Source organism: Marinobacter sp. C7 (assembly GCF_022343555.1).
Taxonomy (GTDB): domain Bacteria; phylum Pseudomonadota; class Gammaproteobacteria; order Pseudomonadales; family Oleiphilaceae; genus Marinobacter.
In genome coordinates this window covers 577,792-596,539 of the sequence record NZ_JAKQZH010000001.1, presented here as the reverse complement: position 1 = coordinate 596,539, position 18,748 = coordinate 577,792, and the positions used below count along the sequence as shown (strand labels likewise).

Here is an 18,748-nt window from a genome sequence, read left to right as displayed (position 1 = left end):
CCGTTATTGGTTATGGCGGTTTTTACTTCTCATGCTTTCTTTTTATGGGACTGCTCAGGGCACCTGCACCACGGGAATCTCCTCCGGGTGTCCAGGCGCGTTATGACCCCGGCGCTTGCCGCGACGCTTGACGATCAGCGGTGGGCACTTGTGGTCATCGAAATAGGTCATCTGGCAATCCAGACAGTAGTGGCATTCCATGTAATTGATATGCCCGTCCGGATGGATCGCCTGGACTTCGCACTCGTGGTCGCACAACCGGCAGGGATTGCCACATTCCTTCCGGCGTTTGAGCCAGTCGAATACCCGTAACTTGGTGGGCAACGCCAGGGCGGCACCAAGCGGGCACAGGTACCGGCAAAAGACCTTTCGAGTGAACAGGTTGACCACCAGCAACAGCACGGCGTAGGCCACGAACGGCCAGCTGCGGTCGAAATGCAGGGTGATGGCGGTTTTGAACGGCTCCACTTCCGCCAGCCTCTCGGCGGTGGCCATGGATTCCAGGGACACGCCGAACAGCACCAGCAGGATGATGTACTTGATGGCCCACAGGCGCTCATGCCAGACAAAGGGGACGGTGTACTGGGGCACCTTGAGCTTGCGGGCAATCTCGTTGAGCAGCTCCTGCAGAGCGCCGAACGGACACAGCCAGCCACAATAGACCGCCCGGCCCCAGAGCAGGATGATGCCGGCAACCACAGCCCAGAGCACAAACATGATCGGGTCGATCAGGAACGTCTCCCACTTGAATCCACCGATCACGCTGTTGACGAAGGTCAGCACGTTGACAATGGACAGCTGCCCGAGGGCGTACCAGCCGATGAAGAACAGGGTGTAGACCAGGAATCCGTGGCGAATCCAGCGCATCATTTTCGGCTTCTGGACGAGCCAGTCCTGGAAGAACAGGATGAACAGCAGCACGCCGATGCCCAGCGCCAACACAACGATCTGGAACTCCTTCTGGTACCACACCTGAACCCACATGGGCTGCGACTCGAGCCATTCCTCCTCGGTCACCACCGGCTCCGGACGGGTGTAGTACTGCTCTGGCAGCTGGTACTCGAGGGGGAACACCTGGAACTCGCTGTCCAGTGGTCCGGTCTGGCGCTTGACCGTCAGTTCCAGGGTCCAGGGGGTTCCGGGATCGAAGTTGTACTGCTGGCGAATGATGAAGATCGCCATCTCGGAGAAATCGGGCATGCCTTCGGCATAGACATCGCTCAGACGGTAGTAGTCCAGATCGCGAAAATTGAAGGTGTCGCCGAACTGCCGAATCTGGATACGGTCGAAGATGCCACCGCGCACGTAACCCGAGCCTTTAAAGGAGTAGTTACCATTGGCCATGACGGCGATGGCATGCTCTCCCGGCTTCAGCTCTGACATCAGCCACTGGTACTGGCTTTCGCCGAGCAGATTGCGGCCGATGGTCGGGGCGTCCAGGTAAGCGGTATAGAGGTCGATCAGAGGCTTTCCACGCTGTCCCTTACGAGCCGCATTTACGCCTTCGGCCGGCGTGCCCTTGAAGGAATCATCCACCTGCCCCCTGGTCAGCTGCAGCCGGCGAATGGAACCGTTGCCGGTCAGTTCGGCCCAGCTTTTCTGCTCGTACGCCTGCATGTCCACGGTTGCCATCGGTGGACGGGTGCTTTTACCGCCCTCGACCATGCCTAGCTCGACACCAACCCGATGGGCGGTGCGCATAATCACTTCATTGATCACCATCACGGTGACAGTGGCGCCGGAGAGGCCGTCCACGGCCACCTTGCGCTCGCTGGAGGTGCCGCCGACGGTGACCCGTTGATCGGCCTTGAGGCCAGTGTACTGGTCGGTGAAATCGTGGAGCTTGCTCTCGGGGATGCCCACCAGAAGGATGGGCTCGTGATGCTCGATGATCTTGGTGGCCAGGATGGTGCCTTCGGTATCCAGGACCACCATGGCGTTGACCGGCTTTCCGGAGTAGGCCGGGGTCTGAACGAAATCCAGGGACTGGTAGGCATAGCCTTTCAGTTCGTCTCCGGCATAGAGCTCCTGTATAGCGCGGTTACCTTCTCTCGGTACCAGTTCGGTTACCGATGGCAAGGCTTTCTCGATCACTTGCCGGCCGGCCACGGGCTCATACTGGCTCACAGGCAAGGCCTGAGCCGCTGTACTGACAAGGGCGAGAAGGAATAATACAAAGCTTCGAACGGATGCGCTCACCAGAGCCCCCATATCCACAGGCATATCAAAATCTTGGTTCATTCGTGACGGAAAGCAAATACCTCGGAGTGAATACACCGGGGGGTGATCCCCCAGTGACAATCAACCCAGGTCGATGGCCTCGCCCTGCCCGTTCAGGGGCAGATAGTTGCTGATGTGGCCCATGCGGATACCCTCTACCATCATGGTCAGGGGCTGTTGCGCTTCATCACTGGAGGGAGCAATACCGCCTCGACCCGACATGGCGGCCACGAACACCATGTCCCAAGGCTGGCCGGTGGCCTCCGATTCGAGGGCCAGCGTGCCGAAGTCGGGGGCTTCGTCAGGGGTTTTGTCAACGCAGATAACCGGAGTCAGGGCACCACCTTCGCCACGCTCGAATGCCGCCTTTTCTTCCGGTGAGGCGTCATCCGGCAGCTCGGCACGGCAAAAAACAAAAAGGAGGCGCTGGGGTTCGGCCTGCTCACGGGTGGCCTGGATGAGATCCTGGTAGTTGCTGATCATGGTGTTTCCTTGAAAGAGAGGTGTCCGCCAGGGTTCAGGCCTGGCGGGCAATCAGATGTTGAGCGAGCCAGCGGTTCCGGACTTCGTCGCAGACTTCTTCCACGGCGTCGTCGCCGTAGCTCTGGCCGTAGCGTTTCTTGAAACCGAATTCATACAGGCGAACGTGTTCGTCCGGCTCCACTCCCACATTTTCCAGGCAGGCACGGGCGCAATGCAGGGGGCAGCCGTCGATCACGGTGATCGGTCGACCGGACTGGGCGGTCTTGACCAACGCGGGCACCTTGCCGCCTACCCCGGAGATGCAGGACATCTCGAAGCTGCCCTCGTGATCCAGGCGGACGGCCGCGTTGTTCGCCAGCTGCGCCACGTCGGAGCAGCCGGAGCAGGAATAGATCAGCGGGCGTTGCTTTCTGGGCTTCACACATCCTCCTCTGGAAGAGCCTGGAGGCTTCGGGTTTATGAATTACTGACTGATTTCAATCAGTCGCTGGGGGTCTGAGATAAAGAGCTTGCTGCGGTTTACCCGAACCAGACCATTGGATTTCAGGTCGGCCAGGATCCGGGAGAAGGTCTCGGGCTGCATGGCCAGTCTCGACGCAACCAGGCATTTGGGAAGCGGCAGCTCCACTTCACCGCCTTGCTCGGTGCCGTTGGGCAGCAGGTCAATCAGGTAGCGGATCAGCCGGTCCCGGGCGTTCTGGACGGTCATGATTTCCAGGTCGTGGAAGCGGGTAACGGCGCGCTTGGCGTAATGGCTCAGGGCGGCCTGGGCATACTCGGGATGCTGATCCAGCAGTTCACGGTAGGCTTTGACCGGGATCATCAGCACTTCGCTGGATTTCAGGGCCTCGGCATAGCAGGCATAGCGGGGCGGATCGGCGTAGATCATGACTTCGGCGAAGCAATCGCCCGGGGCGATGCTGTCGAGAGTACGGTCGATGCCCGAGGAATCGAGGCGATACAGGCGCAGGCGGCCGGAGATCACGAAGAAGAAGTGGTGAGCCGGCATGTCCTGGCGATACAGCAGCTGATGGTGACCGAGGCGGAGGCGCCGGGACTGCTGGATGAGGCTCTCGAGGTCCCGGGGCCGGAGGTTGCGGAACAGCGCGTGGCTGCGCAGGGCCTGGAGGCCATCTTCGTCGTCGAAGGGTTTATTGACGGCGACGAGTACGGGTTTGCTGTAGCGGGTTTCGGCTGTTTGCATCAGTGCCATTGGAGTTCCCCCTCCGCATATACATGCATTAAAAATCTTGTTTTAAATAATAGAGGCGAATTGGTTAAAAATCGCTCCCCCGATGGGGGTAGTCGGGTGGTTATTCCTGAGTAATTGACTTAACTCAATGATTAGCTTTGCTATCTACCCAATTAAGATCGGGACGTATTTTGTTAAGCCAGAACCGGAGCACAGGCCGGCGGGGAACCCGCCAACCTCCAGACGTTGTCGATTGCCACTAATCCATTACTGCATTAGTGGCGAGTCGGGCAATTCCAGGTCTACGCCTTCAACACCAGTTTCCGCTGCCAACACCTGCAGGTACTGCCGGAAAGCCCTTCGGGTCACGCTTTCACTCAGGTATTGCCGGATCTGGGGCTTCACGTGCTCGTACGGCAGTTGCTCGCCGTCGATGCGCTGGTCGACGCGAACGATGTGCCAGCCGTAGCGGGTTTCGATCAGTTCCGGATTCAGGCCTTCCTGGAGGTTGAGGACCGGACGTTCGAATTCTTCCACGGTCTGGCCTTTACTGATCTGGCCGAGACTGCCGCCCTGATGGCGCGATTCGCAGGCGGAATACTGTTTGGCCAGTTCGGCGAACCGGGACCGGCCATCGAGGAGGGCTGACAACAGTTGACGGCCGGCCTCTTCCTGGCGGATGCGTTCCTGGACGTCGTCCGGGGCGGCGGCGAGCAGGATGTGGCTGACGGCCATGAGCGTGGGACTGCGAAAGCGGGCCGGGTTGGCGGCGTAGAAGCGTTCGCAGTCATCCTCGGACGGGTCCGGGACGTTGAGTTCCAGCTCCAGGACCCGGGCAATGCGGTCCTCTTCGTCGGCGATGTCGTCCAGCTTCAGGAGCGCGGCCTGCTGCAGGAGCAGCTCGCGGATGACCAGGCTCTTGGCGGCTTCGTGCCAGGCCTCTGCCACTTCTTCCGCCGGATGGTGCTGCATTTCCCGGGCGATGTCGTCTTCCGGAATCAGCGTTTCGCCCACATAGACCGGCGGGAACTGGTTTCTGGGTTTGTCGGCTTCGCCGGTGGGGATCAGTTGCATGGTGCTAACCTCGGTGGTGAGGGTGTGAACCTGGGGTCAGAAGAACGCTTTCTTCTGACCCCGTCTTCAAACGCTGGCCCAGGAGTTGGACCTGAACCCGGGGTCAGATGAAAGCCTTCATCTGACCCCCTTCTTCACAAACTAACTCAGTGGCTGGACCTCAACCCCGGGGTCAGATGAACCCTTTCATCTGACCCCTTTTTCACATCAGGCCCGCTTGCGCACCACCTGGTACTTCCGTCCGAAATACTCCACCGGCACGCTGAGCATGTGCACCAGGCGGGTGAACGGGAAGATTACGAAGATGGTCAGGCCCAGGAAGATGTGGGTCTTGTAGATCCAGTTCACATCGGCGATGTAGTCCGCCACGCCGGTTCCCTGCAGGGTCAGAACACCCTGTGCCCAGGCGGAGAACTTGAGCATGGTGCTGCCGTCCAGGTGACCAAGTGTTGGCAGGATGGTGAGCAGGCCGAGGGCCAGCTGGATCACCAGGATGATAATGACCATGTTGTCGGCGAAGGTGCTGCTGGCCTGGACCCGTGGGTCGGTCATGCGGCGCCAGGCAAGCATGCCGCCACCAATGATGGCCATGACGCCGGCGATACCGCCGACCAGAATGGCCATAACCTGCTTCTGGCCCGGGGTGATGATCCACTCGTAGGCCCAGTGCGGGGTCAGCAGGCCCACCAGGTGACCGAAGAAGATCACCAGCACGCCCACATGGAACAGCACGGAGGCCAGTACCATGTTTTTCTTGCGCAGCATCTGGCTGGAGTGCGCCTTCCAGGTGAACTGGCCATGGTCATAGCGTGCCCAGGTACCGACAATCAGTACGATCAGGGCGATGTAGGGGTAGACCCCGAACAAGAGTGTATTGATATAGGACATCGTATTCTCCTCCTGCGCCTCAGGCGCGCCCTGCCGGACGGGGTGTTGCGTCCGTCATCAGCTGATCACTCAGGTGAATGGTCTGGGTCTGCTCCAGCTCGCGGCGGCGCTGTCCAACCACGCCACCGGTGCTGCACGAGCTGCCCTGGTCATCCACGAATTTCACCATTTCCTCTTCCCAGACCTTGTCGAGGGCTTCCGGGGTGTCGTCGCGTTCTTCCGAGGCCACGATCTTTGCCAGTTCCTGCCGGTCGGTCTTGCGACCGGACAGCACCAGCAGGGAGTCCATGACAACGTGATAGAAGCTCTGGCGCTGGAACAGACGTTCGCCCAGCAGGCCCAGGATGTGGTGGATGTCCTCGAGCCAGTTCCGGATCTCCTCCCAGGGGCGGGTGGAGAGGTATTCCAGGAACAGTGGCAGGTAGTCCGGCAGTTCCCGGGCGTCAATTTCCAGCCCGTTACGGCGGTACTCTTCCATCAGGTCCACCATGGCCTGGCCGCGGTCACGGGATTCGCCGTGGACATGCTCGAACAGCAGCAGGGAGGTAGCCCTGCCCTTGTCGAAGGTGCCCACGTAATCCTCCTGCAGGTCCAGCAAGTCGCCGTCGCACAGCCGGTCGAGTCCGGTCAGCAGCTGCTCCTTGTTCTGCCGGGGCAGCCGGCTGTCCTCGAGGACAGCGGCTACCAGGGCATCCTTGGAGGCCTGGAGTTCTTCGGTCGGGTATTCCAGGACCCGCGCCAGTACTTTGAGAAGTTGCATGTCGGCCTCCTTATTCCTGCAGCTGTTTCGGATCGACCTGCTTCACGGTCGCCAGCTTGTTCACCATGCTGGTGGTCTGTTTCTTGCCACCGAACAGGCTGAAGTCGCTGTCGCCGCCGCTGCAGCCGTTACCGAAGCTGAAGCCGCAGCCGCCGCGCTCGGTGTAGGCGGTGGCGTCCGGGAACGCTTCCTTGGCCAGCTCGCGGTGGCTGGTCGGAATCACGAAGCGATCCTCGTAGTTGGCGATGGCCAGGTAGCGGTACATTTCGTCTGCCTGGTCTTTGCTCAGACCGGCTTCTTCCAGGGCTCGCAGATCTTCCTTGCCTTCCACCGTCTCAGCACGCTTGTACAGGCGCATGGCCATGATCCGCTTGAGCGCACGCACAATCGGCTTCTCGTCACCGGCGGTCAGCAGGTTGGCCAGGTACTTGACCGGAATCCGCAGGCTTTCGATCTTCGGCAACACACCGTCGAACTCAACCTTGCCTGCTTCCGCGGCAGACTGGATCGGGCTGAGGGGCGGCACGTACCAGACCATGGGCAGAGTGCGGTATTCCGGGTGCAGCGGCAGGGCCAGTTTCCAGTCCACCGCCATCTTGTAGACCGGGCTCTGCTGGGCGGCTTCGATCACGTTCATGGGAATGCCGTCTTTCTTGGCCTGTTCGATCACTTTCGGGTCGAACGGGTCCAGGAAGATTTCCAGCTGCTTTTCGTACAGCTCATGCTCTCCCGGAGCGCTGGCCACTTCCTCGATGCGGTCGGCGTCATACAGCAGCACGCCCAGGTAGCGGATCCGGCCGACGCAGGTTTCGGAGCACACGGTCGGCATACCCGCTTCGATACGCGGATAGCAAAAGATGCACTTCTCGGACTTGCCGGTCTTCCAGTTGTAGTAGATCTTCTTGTACGGACAGCCGGAGACACACATCCGCCAGCCTCGGCACTTGTCCTGGTCAATCAGGACAATGCCGTCTTCCTCGCGCTTGTAGATGGCACCGCTCGGGCAGCTGGCGACACACGCCGGGTTCAGGCAGTGCTCGCACAGGCGCGGCAGGTACATCATGAAGGTGTTCTCGAACTGGCCGTAGATGTCCGCCTGGACCTGGTCAAAGTTCTTGTCCTTGCGGCGCTTGGCGAACTCGGTACCCAGGATCTCTTCCCAGTTGGGGCCCCATTCGATTTTCTTCATGCGCTCGCCGGAGATCAACGACCGGGGCCGGGCTACCGGCTGGTGCTTCACATCACCGGCGGTGTGCAGGTGCTGGTAGTCGTAGTCGAACGGCTCGTAGTAGTCATCGATCTCCGGCAGATCCGGGTTGGCGAAGATGTTCGCCAGCACCCGGAACCTGCCGCCGATGCGGGGTTTGATCTTGCCGGAGCTGTCGCGCATCCAGCCGCCTTTCCACTTGTCCTGGTTCTCCCACTCTTTGGGGTAGCCGACACCGGGCTTGGTCTCGACGTTGTTGAACCAGGCGTATTCCATGCCTTCGCGGCTGGTCCAGACGTTTTTGCAGGTGACAGAACAGGTGTGGCAACCGATGCACTTGTCCAGGTTCAGCACCATGCCGACTTGGGAACGAATTTTCATTTTACAGCCTCCTGAACAGAGTCATTGCCTTCGCCATCGAGCCAGTCCACGTTCTTCATCTTGCGCACCACCACGAACTCGTCGCGGTTGGAACCGACGGTGCCGTAGTAGTTGAAACCGTAGGAATACTGGGCGTAACCGCCGATCATGTGGGTCGGTTTCGGACATACCCGGGTAACCGAGTTGTGGATACCGCCCCGGGTACCGGTGATTTCGGAGCCCGGCACGTTCACGTTGCGTTCCTGGGCGTGGTACATCATCACCATGCCGGGCATGACCCGCTGGCTCACCACCGCCCGGGCCGCAATGGCGCCGTTGGCGTTGAACAGCTCGATCCAGTCGTTGTCTTCCACGCCGATTTCCCGGGCGTCATCCTCGCTCAGCCACACAATCGGGCCGCCGCGGGACAGGGTCAGCATCAACAGGTTGTCGCTGTAGGTACTGTGAATCCCCCACTTCTGGTGCGGCGTGATCCAGTTCAGCGCTTTCTCCGGGTTACCGTTGCTACGCTGGTTGATCATGCTGCCCACGGCCTTGGTGTTGATGGGCGGGCGGTAGACCAGGAGGCTCTCGCCAAAGGCGCGCATCCACTCGTGATCCTGGTAAAACTGCTGGCGACCGGTCAGAGTGCGCCAGGGGATCAGTTCGTGCACGTTGGTGTAGCCGGCGTTGTAGGACACATGCTCGTCTTCCAGACCGGACCAGGTCGGGCTGGAGATGATCTTGCGCGGCTGCGCCACGATGTCCCGGAACCGGATTTTCTCTTCTTCCTTGTTGGTGGCCAGGTGGGTGTGGTCCAGACCGGTGATTTCGGACAACGCCTGCCAGGCTTTTACCGCGACCTGGCCGTTGGTTTCCGGCGCCAGGGTCAGGATCACTTCCGCGGCGTCGATGGCGGATTCGATCTTCGGCCGCCCGGCATTGGCACCCTCGATGTGGGTGTAGTTCAGGTTCTTCAGGAAGTTGACTTCCTTTTCGGTGTTCCAGTTGATGCCCTTGCCACCATTACCCAGCTTGTCCATCAGCGGACCAAGCGAGGTGAACCGTGCATAGGTGTTCGGGTAGTCCCGCTCAACGGTGACGAAGTTGGGCGCGGTCTTGCCCGGGATCAGGTCGCACTCGCCCTTCTTCCAGTCCTTCACATCGAACGGCTGGCCCAGCTCGGCCGGCGCATCGTGCAGCAGCGGCAGGGTGACCACGTCTTTCTCGACACCCAGGTGGCCCTCGGCCGCGCTGGAGAAGGATTTGGCGATGCCCTTGTAGATTTCCCAGTCACTGCGAGCTTCCCAGGCCGGATCGGTGGCGGCGGTCAGCGGATGGATGAACGGGTGCATGTCCGAGGTATTCAGATCGTTCTTTTCGTACCAGGTTGCGGTCGGCAGAACGATGTCGGAATACAGGCAGGTGGTGGACATGCGGAAGTCCAGGGTCACCAGCAGATCGAGCTTGCCCTGGGGGGCCTCGTCGTGCCACTTGACCTCTTCCGGCTTGGCACCGCCTTCCACTCCCAGATCCTTGCCCTGCAGGCCGTTCTTGGTGCCCAGCAGGTATTTGAGCATGTACTCATGACCTTTACCGGAGGAGCCCAGCAGGTTGGAACGCCAGATGAACAGGTTGCGCGGGCAGTTCTCCGGCGCTTCCGGATCTTCGCTGGCAAAGGCCAGGGAGCCGTCCTTCAGGGACTTGGCGACATAATCCGCCACTTCCAGGCCAGCCTTCTCGGCTTCCGCCGCAATGGTCAGCGGGTTGCGGTTGAGCTGGGGTGCCGACGGCAACCAGCCCATGCGCTCGGCACGCACGTTGTAGTCGATCAGGCTGCCGCCGAATCGGGACTTGTCCGCCAGCGGCGACAGGATCTCGTCCACGCCCAGTTTCTCGTAGCGCCACTGACCGGAATGGGCGTAGAAAAAGGAGGTGGAGTTCATGTGGCGCGGCGGGCGCTGCCAGTCCAGGCCGAACGCCAGCGGCTGCCAGCCGGTCTGCGGGCGCAGCTTTTCCTGGCCGACATAGTGGGACCAGCCACCACCGCTCTGGCCGATACAGCCACACATGATCAGCATATTGATCAGGCCACGGTAGTTCATGTCCATGTGGTACCAGTGGTTCATACCGGCACCGACGATGACCATGGAACGCCCCCTGGTCTTGTCGGCGTTATCGGCGAACTCGCGGGCAATGCGGATCACTTTCTCGGCGGGGACGCCGGTAATTTGCTCCTGCCAGGCCGGGGTGTAGGGCTTCACCTGGTCATAGGAGGTGGCGCCGTCGTCATCGCCCAGGCCACGGCTAATGCCATAGTTGGCGACCATGAGATCAAACACAGTGACCACGCGCCCTTCGGAGCCATCGGCCAGCTTGACCTTGCGGCTACCCAGCTTGTGCTTGAGCACATCGCTGAACTCAACGTGGTTGAAGTGCTCGTGCTCGATACCACCAAAGTACGGGAAGGCGACATCGACCACTTCGTCGTGTTTCTCGACCATGGACAGCTGAAGGTTCACATCAGACCCCTTGGCGGTCTGCTTCAGGTTCCACTTGCCCTTCTCACCCCAGCGATAGCCGATGGAGCCGTTGGGCGCAGTCAGTTCACCGGAAGCCTCGTCGATGGCGATGGTCTTCCACTCGGGATTGTTCTCTTCACCCAGGCCGTCCACCAGATCGCTGGCGCGCAGGAAGCGGCCCGGCACATAGCTGCCGTCGTCCTTCTCTTCGAGCATGACCAGGTAAGGCATGTCGGTGTAGCGGCGCACGTAGTCGGTAAAGTACTCGCTGGGCTTGTCGACGTGGAATTCCTTCAGGATCACGTGGCCCATGGCCATGCCCAGAGCAGCGTCGGTGCCCTGCTTCGGGTTCAGCCACTCGTCGGACAGCTTGGACACTTCCGCGTAGTCCGGGGTGATGGCGACGGTCTTGGTGCCCTTGTAGCGGACTTCGGTGAAGAAGTGTGCGTCCGGCGTACGGGTCTGGGGCACGTTGGAACCCCAGGCGATGATGTAGCCGGAGTTATACCAGTCAGCGGATTCGGGCACATCGGTCTGCTCGCCCCAGGTCTGGGGAGAAGCCGGCGGAAGGTCGCAGTACCAGTCGTAGAAGCTCATGCAAACGCCACCGATCATGGACAGGTAGCGGCTTCCGGCGGCGTAGGAGACCATCGACATGGCGGGGATCGGAGAGAAACCGATGATGCGGTCCGGACCGAACTTCTTGGCGGTGTAGACGTTGGAAGCCGCAATCAGTTCGTTGACTTCGTCCCAGCTGGAACGGACGAAACCACCCATACCACGGCGCGGCTTGTACTCGGCCGTCTTGGCGGGATCCTCCACGATGGACGCCCAGGCTTCCACCGGGTCATTGAACTGAATGCGAGCGGCGCGCCAGAGTTTCATCAGGCTCTTGCGCATCAGCGGGTACTTCAGCCGGTTGGCGCTGTACATGTACCAGGAATAACTGGCGCCCCGGGGACAACCGCGGGGTTCGTGGTTGGGCAGGTCCGGGCGGGTGCGCGGATAGTCGGTCTGCTGGGTTTCCCAGGTCACCAGGCCGTTCTTGACGTAGATTTTCCAGCTGCAGGAACCGGTGCAGTTCACGCCGTGGGTAGAACGCACGATCTTGTCGTGCTGCCAGCGCTGGCGGTAGCCGTCCTCCCAGTCACGGTTGACGTCATGGGTTTCGCCGTGGCCGTTCGCGAACGGCTCGCGCTTCTTCCTGAAGTAGTTCAGCTTGTCGATCAAATGACTCATGGTCTCTCTCCGTTTGCCGGATCGTTGTTCCGATTGGAGACCATTGTGTGGGATCAAAACCCTGAAATCTGCGTGGTTACTACCACATAACCCGGTTCTACCACCCTGGGGGTAGAGGGCTCATATCCCCGGGTGGAGAAGGGTCATACGCTCGTGCCGGCGGCTGTCCCGGGAAAACAGGAACAGGCAGCTGCACAACAGGAGGAAGAGAATCATGAACACGGCACTGCGGATACCCAGCCAGTGGTTCACCGCACCGAATACAACGGGCAGCACAAACGCGACCAGGCTGGCCGCGACCAACAGCAGGCCGGCCACAAAGGCGGCGACGGGGCGGTTACCGAGGATGACCAGACGTTGCAAACTGCCCATGGCACAACCCAGAGCCATGCCCAGCAGTACCACAAACGCGCCCTCGACCATCAGCGGCGGGGCAAACTCCAGTTGGATGGTGTCGTCGACGCCCCGGATAAAAAGCGTCATGGGCGGATACGACAAGGCAAAAAGCGATACCAGGCACAGTAGCAAAGAACGGCTGATCACTCGCCCACTGCCGAAACGGTCAGACAGCCCCCCGCCAACAATCTGCGCCAGGGCACCGGGTATGACAAACCACTGGGCCAGGCTCGCACCGGTCTGGACCGGCAGTTTGAATTGGGAGGCCAGGTAATCAGGCAGCCACAGGGCAAGAGCAAAGAAACTCCCGGCTACCACACCAAAATAGGCACAAAGGTGCCAGGTCCGGTGATGTCTGAGCTGGCGCAGCAATACCCGCACCGAGGTTTCGCTCCGGGGCTCCGCCAGGGAATCCTCGGAGGAGGTCAGGAGCATCAGCAATGCCAGGACCAGGAGCAGGACAATCAGATAGGCCAGGGGAACCCCGTGCCAGGAGAAGGCTTCATGAAAAAGCGGGACCAGGTAGTAGTTGAAGCCCGCACCGGTCACACCCGCACCAAAGATACCCAGTACCAGGCCCAGCCTCCGGGGCTCGCAATGGCTGGTCACGAACTGCAGCCCGGCGCTGTAGAATCCACCGGCCAGCCCGAGACCACCGGCAACAAACAGATAGCCGGTGTAGGTGTCCGCGATCAGCAGGAAAACCATGCACAGGGCCAGCCCGGCAAGGCAAAACAGCATGATATTACGGGCCCCGAACTTGCGGGCAGCCAGACCGGCAGGCACCGCCAGCAATGCGCTCACAGCCATCGGTACGGCCAGCAGAACCCCGAACTGGACGCTGGACAGTTCAAGCTCCGCCCGTAAATGCACCCCGGCCACCGCAAACAGCGTCCAGCATCCGGCGGCAACCACAAATCCGAACAACGCCAGGGGCAGCACCACCCACAGCGAAGCCAGTGTATCGTCGTCCGGATCCAGTTGCGCGGTCATAACCATACCCTTGATAACCTGCTTTTCAGTTTCATCTTTTGATCCACAAAGGGTCAAAGACTATGATGGGTTACCAACTATCGGGGTAATTGACTATCCTCAAGGAGGTATCAAGAGCGGTGAACTGCAGTCATAATTCGGCTTCCGACCGCAACATTTCCAACGAGGCATCGCTCGACTGACGCCATGAAATCCAGAAGCTCCCTAGTGAACCGCATCGCCATCGTGGTTGGCGCCATCGTACTGACCGCCGTGGTCAGCATGGCAACCACCCTTGCGGTGTCCAAGAGTATCGAGGGCAACGCTACGGCCATCAACCTGGCCGGAGCCCTGCGCATGGGAGCGTTCAACCTGCTTTCCCACGCTGCGGCAACCGGTCCACACCTGGACAGAGAACAGGACCTGGCCGGCATGATGGACAAATACGACGGGAAGCTCTCCGATTCCACCATCCTCAAGGCGCTGCCCCAGGCCGTTGACCATCCACTGGCGTTGCAGTACCAGCGTATCCTGAAAGCCTGGCGGGAAAACCTCCGGCCAGCACTGGAGAACCATCGACTGGGAACACCCATTACCCCTACCATGCTCGATGCGGCGGAGAACTACGTGGCAGAGGTCGATGCCATGGTGGGGATGCTAGAACAACGCACCGAAGCCCGGATCGACTTGCTGCACCTGATCCAGATCATCAGTCTGGCCTTCTCCATCCTGATCGTGATCGCCCTGTTCCTGGATTTGAAGCACCGGGTACTCCAGCCGCTACGCAAGCTCGTCCGCATTGCCACCGCGGTGGGTGACCAGGACTTTTCCCGCAAGGCCCAGCTCAAGGGTTCGGACGAACTGGCCCAACTCGGACAGGCCTTTGACCAGATGACCAGCGAACTGGCTCTGACCTATTACGAGCTCGAGGAACGGGTCCGCTCCAAGACCGAGGAACTGGAAAAGAGCCATTCGGCGCTGGAGCTGCTGCACTCCGCCAGTCGCAACCTGTTTGCCAACCACGACCTCTGCAGTGGTGCTATTCCCATGCTGCAGGATCTTGAGCAGTTGCTGGGAATCGGGCCGATTAACCTGTATCTGCACGACCGGGACTCGGCTGAACCGGTAAGGGCGGTCACTACGGCGACCAAAGAGCGCCCCTTCTATTGTCGGGACCACCACTGTAATGCCTGTCTTGTCACGCCGGAGGTCTACGATGACCTGCCGGTGGAAGAGAACGATGGCCGACGCCTGCTGCTGCCCATCCGGACGCCCGGCATGCTGCTCGGAACCCTGGAAGTGTGGTACCCGAGCGATAAGGGGCTGTCAGAGACCGCCCGCAGGCTCCTTGAAACCCTGAGCGACCAGCTGGCCACGGCCATCTATCTGGAGCGCCAGATTACCGAAGAGCAGCAGCTGACCCTGGCCGAGGAACGCACCGTCATCGCCCGGGAACTCCATGATTCCCTGGCCCAGTCCCTTTCTTACCTGAAAATGCAGGTAGCACGGTTGCGGCGGCTCAATATCGAAGGCCCGCAGAAGGAGGCTCATGAGGGGATCCTGGAGGAGCTCAGTACCGGCCTGAACAGCGCCTACCGGCAATTGCGTGAACTATTGGCCACCTTCCGCCTGAAACTGGACACCCCGGACCTGTCCACGGCCCTGAGAAAAACCGTTGACGAATTCAGTGAGCGCCTGGGCAAACCGGTGCAGCTGAATTACAACCTGCCGCCCCAGACCCTTTCCCCGAACGAAGAGATCCACACCCTGCAGATCGTTCGGGAAGGGTTGGCCAATGCCGTCAAGCACGCGGATGCCACCGACATCGCCGTGGATGTGATGTTCGAGTCTCCCCAGGTCAAGGCCCGGATCCGGGATAACGGCAAGGGCCTGCCCGGCGGCGACCAGCCAATGAACCATTACGGCCTGATCATCATGCAGGACCGTGCCCGGACCCTCGGCGGACAGGTAAACATACAAAACCGGGATGAGGGCGGCGTGGAAGTCACGCTATCATTCGTCCCCAAGAGCAGAAACCTGATTCCAACCGAAGCTTCCAGTGCCTGAACACAAGAGAGAGACCATGCCTGAATCACCCGCGAGTATATTGCTGATTGACGACCACCCACTGCTGCGCCAGGGCATCAAGCAGCTGGTGGACATGGAAGACGACATGGAAGTAATCGGCGAGGCCAGCAACGCCGCCGACGGCATCCGCATGGCCACCGAGCTGGAACCGGACCTGATCCTCATGGATCTCAACATGCCGGAGATGGACGGCATCGAGGCCCTGAAGAAGCTCCGGGAACACAATGTAAGCTCCCGCATCGTGATGTTCACCGTCTCCGATCAGGAAGACGATGTGGTCGCCGCGCTGCGCGCCGGTGCCGACGGATACCTGCTCAAGGACATGGAACCCGAGGAAATGATCGCCCAACTGCACCAGGCCGCCGTGGGCAAGATGGTAATCAGCGATCGCCTGACCACCCTGCTGGCCCAGGCACTGCGTTCCAACAAGCCCCAGCAGGCCGCACGCCCGGACTTCGACAGCCTCACGCCCCGGGAAAAGGACATCCTGCGCCTGATCGCCGAAGGCCTGTCCAACAAGATGATCGGCCGCAAACTCGACATCAGCGACGGGACCGTCAAGGTGCACGTGAAGCACCTGCTGAAGAAGCTCAACCTGCGCTCCCGGGTGGAAGTCGCCGTCTGGGCCGTGGAAGAAGGCCTGCACCGCTGAGTAAGGCCGGCCCGAGGCAAGGGGTCAGAAGAACGCTTTCTTCTGACCCCAACTTCACCGCCAACCCGGGGATCTGAAGGAAACCTTCTTCTGCCCCCTTTTTCGGCCCATCTCCCAGCCAACCCCGGGGTCAGATGAAAGCCTTCATCTGACCCCACTTTCACCCCGCCCCCTGAGTTATATCAAAGCGCCCAAACCAGTTTTCCCCTACCCTGCTCCCGTCCCAGATAACGGAGCCGACGATGCACCTCTCGTTACCCAAACTGCCCGCTTTCCCCGCACACCACCCACTGCTCAACCAGTCCCTGACGGTACTCCGGGAATACCTCCCGTCCCCCACCCCGATGCTTGGCGCCATCGACCGGCGCATTCCCATGCCGGTCAAACAACTGGCAGCCGAGGCTCCCCTGAATCGACTGTTCGCCGAAGCCATTGCCGATGGCGAGTTTGATGATTTCGAGGGACGGCGGATCCGCCTGGAGCTGAACGGTGGCCATCCGGGCATAACCCTGGGGTTCTGGTCAGGCAGGCTGAGAGTGATCGAAGGTCCGGGGGAAGCCACCATCCGCGGCTCCCTGTCAGCCTTCCGAACCCTTGCCGAACGGCGCCAGGATCCGGACCAACTCTTCTTCCAGCGCCGCCTGGTCATTGAGGGGGACACCGAGCTGGGGCTGGCGCTGAAGAACCTGCTGGATGGCCTGGAATGGACTGTCAGCCTTCGGGCAACACTGTTCCCGGACTCGTGACCGGGATTCCCGAGCCCCATGCGGGCCGGGCCTAGTGGCTCAAATGCATACCCGGCGAGGATTCGGTTTCATTTAGCGCCTCGTGGGTACTTAGGAGGAATCCTGCTGCGGGCGATCCAGCTCCGATTCGGCTTTCTGCCGCGCCATTTTCTCTTGCACCAACTGTATCGTCAGTGCGGAAAGCTTGGCGTACAGTTCGAGCAAGGCATTCACCAGCACCGAAACCGAACCACTGAGCGCGGAATCCACCTGGTCTCGAGCTACCTCCAGGGAAAGCCCCTCTTTCACTGCCTGGACAGTAAGCGCCATTCGCCGGTCCGACTCCAGGATGTGAAATGCTAGCCAGCGCGTCAAATAATCCAGCAGTTGTGAGAGCCTTTCCTCCTCGGAGTCATGGCTTTGCTTGAGCGCCTGGATCTGGGCAAAAAACATCTGATGGGCGTCATGGTGGTTTGTCACCATCTTCGATTCGCCCAGCGCTTCCTGCCAGACCTTTTCCTCGTGTCTGAAATGATAGGCCGCGTAGGAGAGTAACTCATCCAGCACGTGTTCAACGGTCACTCTCGAGACATCGGAAGCACAATGCCACGCGAGCCGATTGAGAATCTCGACCAACACCTTGTGCTGCTCGTCAATGTCCTCGAGCCCGGTTTCAAAGTTCCTGTTCCAGGGAAAAATCTCGAACTTTTCGGGCTGTGGCTGCCTTCCTGGGTTCACCTTCCGCTCCCGATAACTGAACAGCTTCACCGTTCATCATAGTGCAAGGCTGGCTGCAGACAATTGCCCGATGTCAGGAACTGTAAACTGACTCTGCCGGCTGGTTCAGATCAGCCCCAACTCCAGTCGTGCTTCCTCATCGAGGCTGTCATAGCTCCACGGTGGATCAAACACGATATCCACCCTTGCGTCTTCGACGTAGGGCACGTGCAGCAACTTGTCTTTCACGTCGCCGGCGATAATATCGCCCATCCCGCAACCGGCTGAGGTCAGCGTCATTTCAACACCGACAAAATGCCTATCCTGGTCAATACCCAGCTTGTAGATCAGCCCCAGACCGACCACATTCACCGGAATTTCCGGGTCATAAACCAGTCGCAGCGCATCCCAGCACTGCTGCTCGCTGATCTGGCCGTCTTCCGGCGGCTCGAACAGGATAGCGTCTGACTGAAAACCCAACCGACGAGTCACCTCGGGAGACAGGCGATACAGGTTGCCCTCATAGTTGACCGTGAAACTTCCGCCCAGCGCCTGGGTTATGGAGACAGACGCACCCTCCGGAAGCGTTGCGGGAGCACCGGAAGGCACCCGCAGGGCGTCGCAGCTTTCTGACAAAACAAAGGTTTTGGGTGGCTTTGCCGTTTTTTTTGAGTTCGGTGCCTTGATCGTCAGGGTCTGGAGCCTACCCTCGCCATGAAGGCCGATCTGCATATCCTGCAGATAGGGCACGCTCGCCGCGTCGAAAAACAGGGTCAGCTCATCGAAGTCTTTCTTCACATCCCCGGCAGACTCTTCACCTGGCGGACAGAAGGCCAGACAAGTCTCGGCTTGCTGGGTGCCACCCTTTTCCACGTAGACCCGGGCGGCCATTCCCGGCACTTCCTGTTTCGCCAGTATGGCAACCAGATAATCCCGGGCTTCCGGTGTCACTTCAGCGTTGATGTTCATGCCTTGCCATCCCTTTTCTGTTTCTCGCGCTCTCGCCTGAGCTGATTGGATCTGCACTCGTTACTGACAAGATCCAGCCACCTCAGGTGCTGTTCCCAGATCTTCTCTTTGATGTGCTCGGGCTTTCCAGCGTTCATCTTGACCTCCTCACGCACCGGGCAAATGAGCATACTGCTCGCCCACCTATTGAAGATTTATTTAATATACATCTTAATGCAGAAAAGGAGGAGCCGCAATGTCGGCAGACCAGCCTTGCATAATCGGCATCCTCCCATCAAAATAAA

16 protein-coding genes are annotated in these 18,748 nt (G+C 60.0%); 3 read left to right on the top strand and 13 right to left on the bottom strand.

Annotated elements, in window-relative coordinates; genetic code table 11:
- Window positions 1-54: 54 nt before the first annotated feature.
- From nosR to MD273_RS02660, 10 genes are all read right to left on the bottom strand, one after another.
- Window positions 55-2,211 carry a transcriptional regulator NosR gene (nosR, locus tag MD273_RS02705; RefSeq protein ID WP_502846042.1) on the bottom strand — a complete coding sequence of 719 codons (2,157 nt, stop codon included), beginning with the start codon at window positions 2,209-2,211 and terminating at the stop codon, window positions 55-57.
- A 90-nt stretch (window positions 2,212-2,301) separates the two neighbouring features.
- Window positions 2,302-2,703, bottom strand: a complete 402-nt coding sequence (locus MD273_RS02700; protein ID WP_239036224.1) for a ribonucleotide reductase subunit alpha — start codon at window positions 2,701-2,703, stop codon at window positions 2,302-2,304.
- Between the two features lie 34 nt (window positions 2,704-2,737).
- On the bottom strand, window positions 2,738-3,124 hold the full coding sequence (locus MD273_RS02695) for a putative zinc-binding protein (RefSeq protein ID WP_239036223.1): 387 nt from the start codon (window positions 3,122-3,124) through the stop codon (window positions 2,738-2,740).
- Window positions 3,125-3,166: 42 nt separating this feature from the next.
- Entirely contained in the window at window positions 3,167-3,916 is a 750-nt protein-coding gene (locus MD273_RS02690; RefSeq protein WP_239036222.1) for a Crp/Fnr family transcriptional regulator, read from the bottom strand.
- Between the two features lie 246 nt (window positions 3,917-4,162).
- Entirely contained in the window at window positions 4,163-4,969 is an 807-nt protein-coding gene (locus MD273_RS02685; protein WP_239036221.1) for a peptidylprolyl isomerase, read from the bottom strand.
- 207 nt (window positions 4,970-5,176) lie between these two features.
- Entirely contained in the window at window positions 5,177-5,857 is a 681-nt protein-coding gene (narI, locus tag MD273_RS02680) for a respiratory nitrate reductase subunit gamma (RefSeq protein ID WP_239036220.1), read from the bottom strand.
- 19 nt (window positions 5,858-5,876) lie between these two features.
- Window positions 5,877-6,617, bottom strand: a complete 741-nt coding sequence (gene narJ / locus MD273_RS02675; protein WP_239036219.1) for a nitrate reductase molybdenum cofactor assembly chaperone — start codon at window positions 6,615-6,617, stop codon at window positions 5,877-5,879.
- A 10-nt stretch (window positions 6,618-6,627) separates the two neighbouring features.
- A complete protein-coding gene (narH, locus tag MD273_RS02670; RefSeq protein WP_239036218.1) occupies window positions 6,628-8,205 on the bottom strand; it encodes a nitrate reductase subunit beta in 1,578 nt (525 codons plus the stop codon).
- Complete coding sequence (locus tag MD273_RS02665) at window positions 8,202-11,945, bottom strand: nitrate reductase subunit alpha (RefSeq protein WP_239036217.1); 3,744 nt, start codon at window positions 11,943-11,945, stop codon at window positions 8,202-8,204. The genes narH and MD273_RS02665 overlap by 4 nt, the downstream gene beginning before the upstream one ends.
- 120 nt (window positions 11,946-12,065) lie before the next feature.
- A complete protein-coding gene (locus MD273_RS02660; RefSeq protein WP_239036216.1) occupies window positions 12,066-13,334 on the bottom strand; it encodes an MFS transporter in 1,269 nt (422 codons plus the stop codon).
- 186 nt (window positions 13,335-13,520) lie between these two features.
- On the opposite strand from MD273_RS02660, the gene MD273_RS02655 reads away from it, so the two are divergent.
- From MD273_RS02655 to ubiT, 3 genes are all read left to right on the top strand, one after another.
- Complete coding sequence (locus MD273_RS02655) at window positions 13,521-15,380, top strand: histidine kinase (protein WP_239036215.1); 1,860 nt, start codon at window positions 13,521-13,523, stop codon at window positions 15,378-15,380.
- 16 nt (window positions 15,381-15,396) lie between these two features.
- On the top strand, window positions 15,397-16,053 hold the full coding sequence (gene narL / locus MD273_RS02650) for a two-component system response regulator NarL (RefSeq protein WP_239036214.1): 657 nt from the start codon (window positions 15,397-15,399) through the stop codon (window positions 16,051-16,053).
- A gap of 242 nt (window positions 16,054-16,295) precedes the next feature.
- Window positions 16,296-16,799 (top strand): ubiquinone anaerobic biosynthesis accessory factor UbiT, encoded by a 504-nt coding sequence (gene ubiT / locus MD273_RS02645; RefSeq protein ID WP_239036213.1) that lies wholly within the window; start codon window positions 16,296-16,298, stop codon window positions 16,797-16,799.
- A 90-nt stretch (window positions 16,800-16,889) separates the two neighbouring features.
- Here ubiT and MD273_RS02640 read toward each other — a convergent pair whose 3' ends face one another.
- From MD273_RS02640 to MD273_RS02630, 3 genes are all read right to left on the bottom strand, one after another.
- Window positions 16,890-17,516: a bacteriohemerythrin gene (locus tag MD273_RS02640; protein WP_239036212.1), complete on the bottom strand. Its 627-nt coding sequence runs from the start codon at window positions 17,514-17,516 to the stop codon at window positions 16,890-16,892.
- A 105-nt stretch (window positions 17,517-17,621) separates the two neighbouring features.
- Window positions 17,622-18,464, bottom strand: coding sequence for an iron-sulfur cluster assembly protein (locus MD273_RS02635; protein ID WP_239036211.1), 843 nt, complete (start codon window positions 18,462-18,464; stop codon window positions 17,622-17,624).
- Entirely contained in the window at window positions 18,461-18,601 is a 141-nt protein-coding gene (locus MD273_RS02630) for a hypothetical protein (protein ID WP_239036210.1), read from the bottom strand. The genes MD273_RS02635 and MD273_RS02630 overlap by 4 nt, the downstream gene beginning before the upstream one ends.
- Between the last annotated feature and the right edge of the window lie 147 nt (window positions 18,602-18,748).

Bases quoted from the DNA above. Each gene is read 5' to 3' on its own strand.
- nosR (WP_502846042.1), bottom strand. From the start codon at position 2,211: ATGGGGGCTCTGGTGAGCGCATCCGTTCGAAGCTTTGTATTATTCCTT.
- MD273_RS02700 (WP_239036224.1), bottom strand. From the start codon at position 2,703: ATGATCAGCAACTACCAGGATCTCATCCAGGCCACCCGTGAGCAGGCC.
- MD273_RS02690 (WP_239036222.1), bottom strand. From the start codon at position 3,916: ATGGCACTGATGCAAACAGCCGAAACCCGCTACAGCAAACCCGTACTC.
- MD273_RS02685 (WP_239036221.1), bottom strand. From the start codon at position 4,969: ATGCAACTGATCCCCACCGGCGAAGCCGACAAACCCAGAAACCAGTTC.
- narI (WP_239036220.1), bottom strand. From the start codon at position 5,857: ATGTCCTATATCAATACACTCTTGTTCGGGGTCTACCCCTACATCGCC.
- narJ (WP_239036219.1), bottom strand. From the start codon at position 6,617: ATGCAACTTCTCAAAGTACTGGCGCGGGTCCTGGAATACCCGACCGAA.
- narH (WP_239036218.1), bottom strand. From the start codon at position 8,205: ATGAAAATTCGTTCCCAAGTCGGCATGGTGCTGAACCTGGACAAGTGC.
- MD273_RS02665 (WP_239036217.1), bottom strand. From the start codon at position 11,945: ATGAGTCATTTGATCGACAAGCTGAACTACTTCAGGAAGAAGCGCGAG.
- MD273_RS02660 (WP_239036216.1), bottom strand. From the start codon at position 13,334: ATGACCGCGCAACTGGATCCGGACGACGATACACTGGCTTCGCTGTGG.
- MD273_RS02655 (WP_239036215.1), top strand. From the start codon at position 13,521: ATGAAATCCAGAAGCTCCCTAGTGAACCGCATCGCCATCGTGGTTGGC.
- narL (WP_239036214.1), top strand. From the start codon at position 15,397: ATGCCTGAATCACCCGCGAGTATATTGCTGATTGACGACCACCCACTG.
- ubiT (WP_239036213.1), top strand. From the start codon at position 16,296: ATGCACCTCTCGTTACCCAAACTGCCCGCTTTCCCCGCACACCACCCA.
- MD273_RS02635 (WP_239036211.1), bottom strand. From the start codon at position 18,464: ATGAACATCAACGCTGAAGTGACACCGGAAGCCCGGGATTATCTGGTT.
- MD273_RS02630 (WP_239036210.1), bottom strand. From the start codon at position 18,601: ATGAACGCTGGAAAGCCCGAGCACATCAAAGAGAAGATCTGGGAACAG.